Origin of the sequence: Nocardia sp. NPDC002869, from assembly GCF_046764065.1 — a bacterium.
Taxonomy (GTDB): domain Bacteria; phylum Actinomycetota; class Actinomycetes; order Mycobacteriales; family Mycobacteriaceae; genus Nocardia; species Nocardia rhamnosiphila.
This window is the reverse complement of record NZ_JBKOOL010000190.1, coordinates 1-10,450: the sequence shown is the minus strand read 5'-3', so window position 1 is coordinate 10,450 and position 10,450 is coordinate 1. Positions and strand designations below refer to the sequence as shown.

The 10,450-nt window shown below is 67.4% G+C and carries 9 protein-coding genes; all 9 read right to left on the bottom strand.

Going from position 1 to position 10,450, the window contains the following annotated elements:
- Nucleotides 1-346 precede the first annotated feature (346 nt).
- The gene (locus ACLML9_RS25255) at nt 347-1,288 is read right to left on the bottom strand and encodes a hypothetical protein (RefSeq protein WP_411947853.1); all 942 of its coding nucleotides are present in this window, start codon (nt 1,286-1,288) and stop codon (nt 347-349) included.
- Between the two features lie 111 nt (nt 1,289-1,399).
- Nucleotides 1,400-4,537, bottom strand: a complete 3,138-nt coding sequence (gene ileS / locus ACLML9_RS25250) for an isoleucine--tRNA ligase (protein ID WP_411947852.1) — start codon at nt 4,535-4,537, stop codon at nt 1,400-1,402.
- A 360-nt stretch (nt 4,538-4,897) separates the two neighbouring features.
- The gene (locus ACLML9_RS25245) at nt 4,898-5,095 is read right to left on the bottom strand and encodes a hypothetical protein (protein ID WP_030523837.1); all 198 of its coding nucleotides are present in this window, start codon (nt 5,093-5,095) and stop codon (nt 4,898-4,900) included.
- Nucleotides 5,096-5,151: 56 nt separating this feature from the next.
- Nucleotides 5,152-5,997, bottom strand: coding sequence for a DivIVA domain-containing protein (locus tag ACLML9_RS25240; RefSeq protein ID WP_411947851.1), 846 nt, complete (start codon nt 5,995-5,997; stop codon nt 5,152-5,154).
- A gap of 63 nt (nt 5,998-6,060) precedes the next feature.
- Nucleotides 6,061-6,363, bottom strand: coding sequence for a YggT family protein (locus tag ACLML9_RS25235; protein ID WP_030523839.1), 303 nt, complete (start codon nt 6,361-6,363; stop codon nt 6,061-6,063).
- A 90-nt stretch (nt 6,364-6,453) separates the two neighbouring features.
- Nucleotides 6,454-7,230, bottom strand: a complete 777-nt coding sequence (locus ACLML9_RS25230; protein ID WP_030523840.1) for a cell division protein SepF — start codon at nt 7,228-7,230, stop codon at nt 6,454-6,456.
- A 268-nt stretch (nt 7,231-7,498) separates the two neighbouring features.
- Nucleotides 7,499-8,329 (bottom strand): YggS family pyridoxal phosphate-dependent enzyme, encoded by an 831-nt coding sequence (locus tag ACLML9_RS25225; RefSeq protein WP_411947850.1) that lies wholly within the window; start codon nt 8,327-8,329, stop codon nt 7,499-7,501.
- Between the two features lie 159 nt (nt 8,330-8,488).
- A complete protein-coding gene (gene pgeF / locus ACLML9_RS25220; protein WP_411947849.1) occupies nt 8,489-9,220 on the bottom strand; it encodes a peptidoglycan editing factor PgeF in 732 nt (243 codons plus the stop codon).
- A gap of 122 nt (nt 9,221-9,342) precedes the next feature.
- Nucleotides 9,343-10,450 (bottom strand): cell division protein FtsZ (ftsZ, locus tag ACLML9_RS25215; RefSeq protein WP_411947848.1); only part of this gene is annotated, 1,108 nt, incomplete at its 5' end.

Here is a 10,450-nt window from a genome sequence, read left to right as displayed (position 1 = left end):
GACGGCCCCAACGGCCGTCGCGAAAACCATGCCGGCGATACCCCGGCGCAGTGCACTTCCGATCACTTGCCCACCCTTCTGCCCGTCGGTGCCCGGGACACCGTGCGGCGTCCCGGTTTTCTCGCGGCATCCGCCACCGAGGTGGGGACACCGCCAACCACAGGGGTTACGCCGGGTGAATCGGCTCCGACGCAACTTCACTCAGGTAGAACCGAACGAAATGATCACCGTTCCCGGTGGTCCGGAGGACCGGACTCAGCGGTATCGAGGATGATTTTGCCCGGCCCGCAGAAGGGCGACAAGCTTCTGGCAAACTTCCAGCATGTGATGAACATCACAAAAATGTTTATTGCGTTTGGGTGGCCACATCGTTCAGCGTCTTGAGGACCACATCCTTGGAGGCTGTCGGCGACTCCACGTAGACCCCCACCTGCCAGACCGGGTCACCACCCGGTTCCGCCGCGAAGAAGCGGCTGAAATCCACCGTGAACTTGCCTTCGTCATTGGCCGCGGTCTCCACGTAGGAGGTCCGGTCGTCGAACTTCCGCGCCTTGTCCGGCGCATCGAACCAGTCGGCGTTGAAACGCGCTTGCGTAGCGGCGTCACAGGTCGCTGGACATTTGCGGAGGATGAGGTTGACCTTCTGCCCCGCAGCGGAATTGCTCTCGTCCACACACCCCCACGCCTGGGCATCCGGGATCTTGTCGATCGACCCCTTCATACACCCCCAGGAACCGGGCGCCCGAAACGCGAAGGGCCAGTCCTCGAATGCCATCGTGTAGGTGCTCTCACCGGCCTGCCAGGTCGGGCCGAGCACGGCGACCGGCGCCAGTCCCTCGCGCAGCACCGGCTCGCCCGCGGAGGGCAGGGCGCTGGTGGTCGCGGTGGTGGAGGTCGCGGGCGCCGAACTCGATGACTGCACGGACCCTGTTATCTCCGCGGACGTTCCGGCCGCGGTGTTCTCCGCCGACCCCCGCGACTGCAGCGCCACCAGCCCGACGACGCCGACCAGGACCAGCACCACCACGGCGACCAGCACCGCGATCAAGGGGCCGTTGTTCTTCGGCGGCGGCCCGCCGTATCCTCCGCTCCCCGGCGGCGGCACCTCCCATGCACCCTGCTGCGGAGCGGGATGCGGGCCGTGGCCCGCGGTCTGCCCCCACTGCCCGCCCGGATCCTGGTGTCCGCCCTGAGCCGGGTACCCCTGCTGCCACTGACCCGACGGGGAACTCTTCTGTTGTCCCGCAGGGGAATGCTGCCACCACTCGTCGGGATTGTCCGAAGCCATAAGGCTTCACCCTAGTGCGCGCCACCGGCACGGTCATGGGCACGGACGCCGTCTCGCCGCTGCCGAACGCGCGCTGCCGGCCGGACCGGTGATCCGACCGGCAGCGCCGGCTCAGCCCGCCTTGACGATCCGGGCCCGCACCCCGCCGGTGAGCTCCGCGGCGTCCGGACCGGCCGGCCCGAATTCCAGCTCGACCGCCAGGATCTCCCCCGCGATCAACTCACGATGCGTGCGCGCCCAGTCCTGCCGGTCGGCCGGCACCTCCAGGGCCGCGGTGATGCGATCGGAGACATCGAGGCCGAGCGATTTCCGGGTCTCCTGCAGATCCCGGATGACATCGCGGGCCCAGCCCTCGGCCTCCAGTTCCTCGGTGACCACCGAATCCAGCACCACCAGACCCGCGTTACCGGGCAGGGCGGCGGTCGATTCCGGCTCGGCCGCCACCAGTCGCTGGGTGTACTCCTCGGGCAGCAGTTCGATCCCGGCCGCACTGACCACCCCGTCGGCGCTCTCCGACCAGTCACCCGCCTTGACCGCCTTGATCACCTTCTGCACATCCTTGCCCAGGCGAGGTCCGGCGGCACGTGCGTTGACCGCCAGCTCGAATCGGCCGTGCGCGGCGACATCGGTCGTCAGGTCGACCTTCTTGACGTTCACCTCGTCGGCGATGATATCGGCGTAGGGGGCCAGCCGCTCCGCGTCGGAAGCGGCGATCGTCACCTCCGCCAACGGCAGCCGCACCCGCAGTTTCTGCGCCTTGCGCAGGCTCAGCACAGTCGAACACACACTCCGCGCCTCATCCATCGCGGCGACCAGCTCCGGATCGTGCGGGAGGGTATCGGCGGCCGGCCAGTCCGTCAGGTGCACCGAGCGCTCACCGGTCAGACCCCGCCAGATGACCTCGGTGATCAGCGGCAGCAGCGGAGCCGCCAACCGCGTCACCACCTCGAGCACCGTATGCAGGGTGTCGACCCCGTCGCGGTCCTCGGCCCAGAATCGGGCACGCGACCGGCGCACATACCAGTTCGTCAGCGCGTCGGCGAAGGTACGCAGTTCCTCGCAGGCGCCGGCGATATCGAACTCCTCCAGCGCCGTGGTCATCACATCGCGGGTCTGCGCCAGCTTCGCCAGGATGTACCGATCCAGCGGGTTGGTGGAATCCGTCCGCCACACCCCGGGTTCGGCGGCGTACAACTGCAGGAATGTCCAGGCGTTCCACAGCGGCCGCAGCGCATGGCTCACGCCTTCGCGGATACCGCGCTCGGTGACGATGAGGTTGCCGCCCCGCAGGATCGGCGAACTCATCAGGAACCAGCGCATGGCGTCGGAGCCGTCCCGGTCGAACACCTCGTTCACATCCGGATAGTTGCGCTTGGACTTGCTCATCTTGAGCCCGTCGTCGCCGAGCACAATGCCGTGCGCGACCACGTTTTTGAACGCGGGGCTGTCGAACAATGCCGTGGACAGGACGTGCAGGTTGTAGAACCAGCCGCGGGTCTGACCGTTGTACTCGACGATGAAATCGCCGGGGAAGTGCGAGTCGAACCACTCCTTGTTCTCGAACGGGAAGTGGACCTGCGCGTACGGCATGGATCCCGATTCGAACCAGCAGTCCAGCACCTCCGGCACCCGGCGCATGGTGGACTGCCCGGTCGGGTCGTCCGGGTTGGGCCGGGTCAGCTCGTCGATCGCGGGACGGTGCAGATCCGTGGGCCGCACGCCGAAGTCGCGTTCGAGTTCGTCGAGCGAACCGTAGACATCGATCCGCGGATACGCGGGATCGTCGGACATCCACACCGGGATGGGGCTGCCCCAGTACCGGTTCCGGCTGATGTTCCAGTCGCGCGCGTTCTCGAGCCATTTGCCGAACTGCCCGTCGCGGATGTGCTCGGGCACCCAGCCGATCTGTTTGTTCAGCTCCACCATGCGCTCGCGGAACTGCGTTACCGCCACGAACCAGGAGGGCACGGCCATATAGATCAGCGGCTGCCCGGAACGCCAGCTGTGCGGATAGGAGTGGTCGACGGTCTCCTGCCGCAGCAGTTTCCCGGCGGCCTTGAGGTCTTTGATGATCACCGGATTGGCGTCGAACACCATGAGGCCCTCGTACGGCGGCACCATGGAGGTGAACTTGCCGCCCGGATCGAGCGGCTGCACCAGCTCGATACCGTTCGCGCTGCAGACGTCCATATCCTCTTCACCGAAGGCGGGCGCCATGTGCACGATGCCGGTACCGGAATCGGTGGTGACATAGTCGGCCGAGAGCACCCGGTGCGCGTTCGGATGCCCGGCGAAGAAGTCGAACGGCGGCGTATAGCGCAGATCGACCAGCGCGGCCCCGTCGTACTCCCCGAGCACCTCGGGCTGCTCACCGAGTTCCCGCGCATAGTGGCCGACCCGCTCTGCCGCGAGGACATAGCGTTTGCCGTCCGCGCCGCGCACCTGGATATACCGGAGGTCCGGATGTACCGCGACAGCGAGGTTGGACGGCAGCGTCCACGGGGTGGTGGTCCAGATCAGCGCATTGGCGCCGTCCAGGTCACGCAGCGGATGGTCCTCGGGAACCGTGAGCACCATATCCACCGTCACCGCCGGGTCCTGGCGCATCCGGTAGGCGTCGTCGAGCTTGGCCTCCTGGTTCGACAGCGGCGTCTGCTCGTACCAGCTGTAGGGCAGCACCCGGAAGCCCTGATAGATCAGGCCCTTGTCGTAGAGCGACTTGAACGCCCACATCACCGACTCCATGAAGTCGAGATCGAGTGTCTTGTAGTCGTTGTCGAAGTCGACCCAGCGGGCCTGCCGGGTCACATAATCGCGCCATTCACCGGTATAGCGGAGTACCGACGATTTGCATGCGGCATTGAATTCCGCGAGCCCCATCGAGTCGATCTGTGATTTGTCCGTGATACCGAGCTGCTTTTCCGCTTCGATTTCCGCCGGCAGCCCGTGGGTGTCCCACCCGAAACGTCGCTCGACCCGCTTACCGCGCATGGTCTGGAAACGGGGGATGACATCTTTGACATAGCCGGTCAGCAAATGACCATAATGCGGCAGACCGTTGGCAAACGGCGGTCCGTCGTAGAAGACGAACTCCTCGGCGCCGGCCCGGTTGTCGATACTGGCGCGGAAGGTTCCGTCGGCGGCCCAGGTGTCCAGCACGGCCTGTTCCAGCTCGGGGAAGGACACACCGGATCCGCCGCCGAGATCGACGCGCGGATATGCGCTGCTACTGGATTTCTCGTCCGCCATCGCGGATACACATCTCCTCGTGCCCGGCGCGCCCTGAGGCGCGGTATCTCGGCACGGGGACGATCGCGGCGCAACGGGTGCGCCGGAACCGCGGTACCACCCCGCTTGTCCGGCCCCGGCGAACCGGGTGGACCTCTCGTTACGAGCTGTGACGGGCTCACCCGTTCGGTTCTACTGAGCGTGCGCGGCATACCGAGCGCCGCGTGGCGCCGTTCTTCCGAAAGCTCCCCGGTGATGGCCGGATCGTCGCCGACTTACAGGTTTGATTCTAACCAGGACGGTCAACCACTTAGACAACCGCCCGCGAGCCGCAGCGCCCGCAACCCGGAAGGACGTTGTGGTTCTCGCCCGTTTTTCTCGTCAGCGCTTCGCGTGCTGATCCCGCGGCGGCAGTTCCTCATCGGGTGCGCGCATCGACAGCGCGCTCGCCAGCAACACCACAGCGCCGGCAACGCATACGGCGATGCAGCCCCATGCCCAGATCACCGAGCCGGTGGCCAGGGACAGGATCAGCAGAGCCAGGCCGATCGTGGCCAGCGCCAGTGTCAGGACAAGCATGATGACCCCCAGAACAGCAGGCCGGGCGCCCGTTCGCTCCCAGCGGTATCGGGCGTTTACTCGCCTTTGCCGAATGAGGCGGGAGCGAGCTGGTTGGCCCCGGTATCGAAGGAGTCACCCTCATCGACAGGCACGGCCGAACCACGGTTTTCCAGCTCTTCGAGCTGCGATTCCAGATACGACTTGAGCCGCACCCGGTACTCGCGTTCGAAGGTTTTGAGGGTCTGGATCCGGCTCTCCAGCACATTGCGCTGCTGGGTGATGGTTCCCATGATCTCGGTGTGCTTGCGCTCGGCGTCGGCCTGCAGCGCGTCGGCCTTCTCCTTGGCCTGGCGCAGCTGGCTGTCCGAGCGGGTCTGGGCGTCGCTGAGCATGGAGTCGGACTTGTGCCGCGCGTCGGCGATCATCTCGTCCGACCGCACCCGCGCGTCGTTGACCATCCGCTCGGAATTGGCCCGCGCGTTCGCCAGCAAATTCTCGGCTTCGCTCTTGGCATCGCTGGTGAGCCGATCGGCCATCTCCTGCGCCAGGCTCAGGACCTTGGCGGCCTGCATATTCGCATCGGCCGCGACGTCGGCGGCCGACGGGGCGGCCGGAACCACCGGGATCGGTGCCGACGGTGGTGCCTGGACCGGGGGTTTGATCGGTTCCGGAGGCGGGGCCTGCTGTACCGGTTTGCCCAAGCCCGGGCCGACCGGGCCCCGCACGGACTTGGCATCGGCCAATTCGGCATCGAGTTCGGCAACCCGCTGGCGAAGGTCGGCGTTCTCCTCGATCAACCGGGAAAGTTCCTGCTCCACCAGATCCAGGAAGGCATCGACTTCGTCCTCGTTGTAGCCGCGTTTCCCGATAGGCGGTTTGCTGAACGCGACGTTGTGCACATCGGCTGGGGTCAGCGGCATGGAAGGATCCCTTCGCGCGTTGGCAGATCTAGCGGCTCTGGCAGGTCTTCACGGCCCATTCTGTCACACCGGCGCTACCGGCTGTCCGAGCCGGCTCACCACCGACATAAGGATGAAGACCAGGAACAACAGAACCATAATCGACAAATCGAGCCGGATCCCGCCCAGGGAAACCGGCGGGATCAGCCGCCGCAGCAGCTTCACGGGGGGATCGGTGATGGTGAAGATCACCTCGAGGATCACAACGACCACCCCCGTGGGACGCCAGTCGCGGGCGAAGCTCCGGATGAACTCGACGATCACCCGGCTGATGAGCAACAGCCAGAAGATGAACAGTACGAAGTACAGCACCGCGAACAAGGCCACGACCTCACTCTGCCGCAAAATCGGCGCGGTGCAAAATGCCCGCGCCGATCTTGCTCGTACCACGCGGCGCCCGGCCGGGCGAGCCGCTCGCTATTTCTGGTTGTAGAAACCGGTTTCCGCGATCCGGCGACGTTCCTCGGCCGATACGTCCACATCGGCCGGGGAGAGCAGGAACACCTTGGTCGCCACCTTGTCGAACGAGCCGCGCAGGGCGAAGGCCAGCCCGGCGGCGAAGTCGACGAGGCGTTTGGCATCGGCGTTACTGAGGTCGACCAGATCCATGATCACCGGGTTGCCCTCGCGAAACCGCTCCCCGATGATCGCTGCTTCGCTGTAATCACGCGGACGCAGCGTGGTGATCTTGGACAAGGGACCTCCGTCCTCGAAGATCGCGGGACGGCGGGCGGCAACCGGTTCGGGGCGGACCCGCTCGGCCAGCCGCCGCTCCTCGGCATCGGGATCGACTGCCAGCGCTCCCCTGGTCGCGCCGCGCAGGGAGGCACCGCCGCCCGGACGATACCGGCCGGAGGCGGCGGCGTCGATCCGGGTGGGGCGGCGTGGTCCCTCGTAATCGTCGTCGTAGGCGTCGCCCGGGTAGTCGTCCCGGCGCGGCGCGGGGTAGCTGGGCTGGTAGGACGACTTGTAGGGCACGTCACGGTAGTCGGGACCGTCGTAGCGGTCCTCGGGGTACCGGTCGTAGTCCGGACGATCGTCGTAGTCGCGGGGGGCGCGGTCGGAGTAGTCACGGGGCCGGCGCCCGCCACGATCCTCGACCCCGCGCGGGGTGCGATCGTCGACGTAGTCGTCTTCGTAATCCTCGAGCGGAACCATGCCGAAGTACGCCTTGAACTTGTGCAGCGTGCTCATGACCGTGCCTCGCTATCGCTCGGCCCCGTCACGAGCACGCTCGTGGCTGCGCCCATAACTCGCTCGCTGCACTCACTCGATGACCGTGCCTCGCTATCGCTCGGCCCCGTCACGAGCACGCTCGTGGCTGCGTCGAGTACTCGCTCGCTGCGCTCGCTCATTCTGGTCGACCTTCCTTCGGCCCCGGTGGCGGCCGGGTGTTGAAGTCTTGCTCAGCCCTCGTCGTGTCCCAGCATATGTGTCGAATGTGACTGATGAGGTTTGTTTGCTACGCCGAGGTTATCGGCCGGGCACCCATGAGAGCGGTACCGACACGCACACACGTGGATCCATGGGCAATAGCTCTTTCAAGATCATCGGACATTCCGGCGGACAACTCCGTCGCCCCTGGATGGCCGGCGCGCAGCCGGGCATGCAATTCGGCCAGGCGGGCGAACTCCGCGTCCGGCTCGGCGGCCCGCGGCGGAATGGCCATAATCCCAGCCAGACGCAGTTCCGCGGTGCCCGCGATCCGATCGGCCAGGGCCGGCAGCCCGGCCGGCTCCACCCCGCCCCGCGCCGGGTCGGCGTCCAGGCTCACCTGGATCAGCACCTCCAGCGGAGTGTCCCGCTCGCCGGCATCCAGGGCGGCCGCCGTGGCCGTGGCGAGCGCGGTCGCCAGGCGTTCGCTGTCCACCGAATGCACCGCGTGGGCCCAGCGCACCACCTGGCGCGCTTTGTTCCGCTGCAGCCGGCCGACCAGATGCCAGCGCATCCCGGGATCGTCCAGCTCCGCGGCCTTGGCACCGGCCTCCTGCGGACGATTCTCCCCGAAGTCGCGGCGGCCCAGACGATACAGCGCGGCGATATCGGAGGCCGGAAAATACTTCGTCACCGGCAGCAGCCGGACCTCTCCCGGATCCCGGCCCGCAGCGACGCACGCTGCATCGATACGAGCGAGCAGACGCGCGAGATTCTCGGCCAGTTCCGCGGTACGGGAGTCGTTTCCGGCCCCGGCGCCCAGACTGTCCGGGACAGACGGTCCCGGCCGATCGGCGGAATCCGCCACCGTGCGGGTGGTTTCGGGCCCGCCGCACCCCCCGGCGCCGGCGCCGCTCATCTCCGCGTGCCGATCCGCCACGGTCTCTGCGCCGTCATCGGTCTCCCATCTCCCAGTGACCGAGCATCGGCCGTACGTCGAACATTATGCGCGAGTTGATATTTCGCGCCGACCGCGCGGTCGCGACCACAGAATGCAGCGCGCGGACCACTCGGCCTTTCACGCTGTACCCGATTCCATCCAGATGACACTGCCCAATCGTCCGGTCGGAGCGCCGCGGCGGTGGCTGAACAGTGCGGTGTCCTCGATGGTGCAGCGCGGGTCCACCGCGACCGCCGTCACACCGGCGGCGGTGAGCTGCCGCCGGATGCCCGCGCGCAGATCCAGGCCGGGGGTGCCGCGCACCGTGGTGGTGGCGCTACCGGGCAGATGCGCTTCGACATCGGCGCGCATCGCGGCGGGCACCTCGTACTGCCGGCCGCTGGCGGCCGGGCCGAGCAGCGCACTGATCCGATCGGGCCGGGCGCCGACGGCGACCATCGCCTCCAGCACCCGCGGCACGATACCGATACGCGCGCCCACCCGCCCGGCGTGCACGGCGGCCACGACCCCCGCCTCGTCGTCGGACAGCAGCAGCGGCACACAATCGGCGGACAGCACCACCAGCGCCAACCCCGGCCGAGTGGTGATCAGGGCGTCGGTGCCGGGAAACGGTTCGGTGCGGGGCCCGTCCACCGTCGCGATCGTGCGGCCGTGGATCTGTTCCATCCAGATCACGTGATCGGCGGGCAGCCCGAGCGTATCGGCGAGCCGGGCGCGGTTGCGCCGTACCGCCTCCGGATCGTCGCCGACATGGTCGCCGAGGTTGAACGAATCGTAGGGCGGCGCGGAGAAACCTCCGGCGCGCGTGGTGACGACCCGTCGAACGGTGAGTACCGGTGCCGCTGTCATGCCCCCGAGCCTAGTGGCAGTGCGAAGCGGCCCCGCCTCGTCCGGCGGCACGCGCACCCGCGACAGCGGACCGCCCGCGCACTCGGCGCGGGCGGATCACCACCGAAGACACGGCACCGGGTTCAGCGGCGCATGAAATCCGGGACGTCCACATCGTCGTCGTCATCGTCGGGCAGATCCGGCGGCGGCTGGATATGGGACCGGCTGTTGTGGGACAGTGTCGGATCCACCGGCGGACGGGTGCGTTCGGTATCGCGGTAGCTCGGGGCCGGGCCGCGCGCGATCGACGAACCGGGCTCCGACGAGCGGGTCGAGGCCGAACCGTCGGATTGGCCGCGAGCCGACCCGAGTTCGGCGGTGCGCGACTGGCCGAGTTCCGCGGTCCGCGATTGCGCCGAAATCTCCGAGGTGCGCCCGGATCCGAGCGATCCCCGTGTGGTCGCCGGATCGAACGTCCGGCGCGCGGGACCACCGCCGTCGAATCCCGCGGCGATCACGGTGACCCGCACCTCGTCGCCGAGCGAATCGTCGATGACCGTACCGAAGATGATGTTGGCCTCGATATGCGCGGCCTCCTGCACCAGCGAGGCGGCCTCGTTGATCTCGAACAGGCCCAGATCCGAACCACCGGCGATCGAGAGCAGCACTCCGTGCGCACCGTCCATGGAGGCTTCCAGCAACGGGGAATTGATCGCCGACTCGGCCGCTTTGACCGACCTGCCCTCCCCTCGGGACGAACCGATTCCCATGAGTGCGCTGCCGGCGCCCGACATCACGCTCTTGACGTCGGCGAAGTCGACGTTGATCAGGCCCGGGGTGGTGATCAGGTCGGTGATGCCCTGCACACCGTTGAGGAGTACCTCGTCGGCCGAGCGGAAGGCGTCCATGAGGCTCACCGCCGCATCGCCCAGTTGCAGCAGCCGGTCGTTGGGAATGACGATCAGGGTGTCGCAGGATTCGCGCAGCAGGTTGATACCGACCTCGGCCTGGTTGCCGCGGCGCTTCCCCTCGAAGGAGAAGGGACGGGTGACCACACCGATGGTCAGCGCACCCAGCTTGCGCGCGATACTCGCCACGACGGGCGCGCCGCCGGTACCCGTACCGCCGCCCTCGCCGGCGGTCACGAAGACCATATCGGCGCCCTTGAGTACCTCTTCGATCTCGTCCTTGTGATCCTCGGCGGCCTTCCGGCCTACCTCGGGGTCGGCGGCGGCGCCCAGCCCCCCGGTG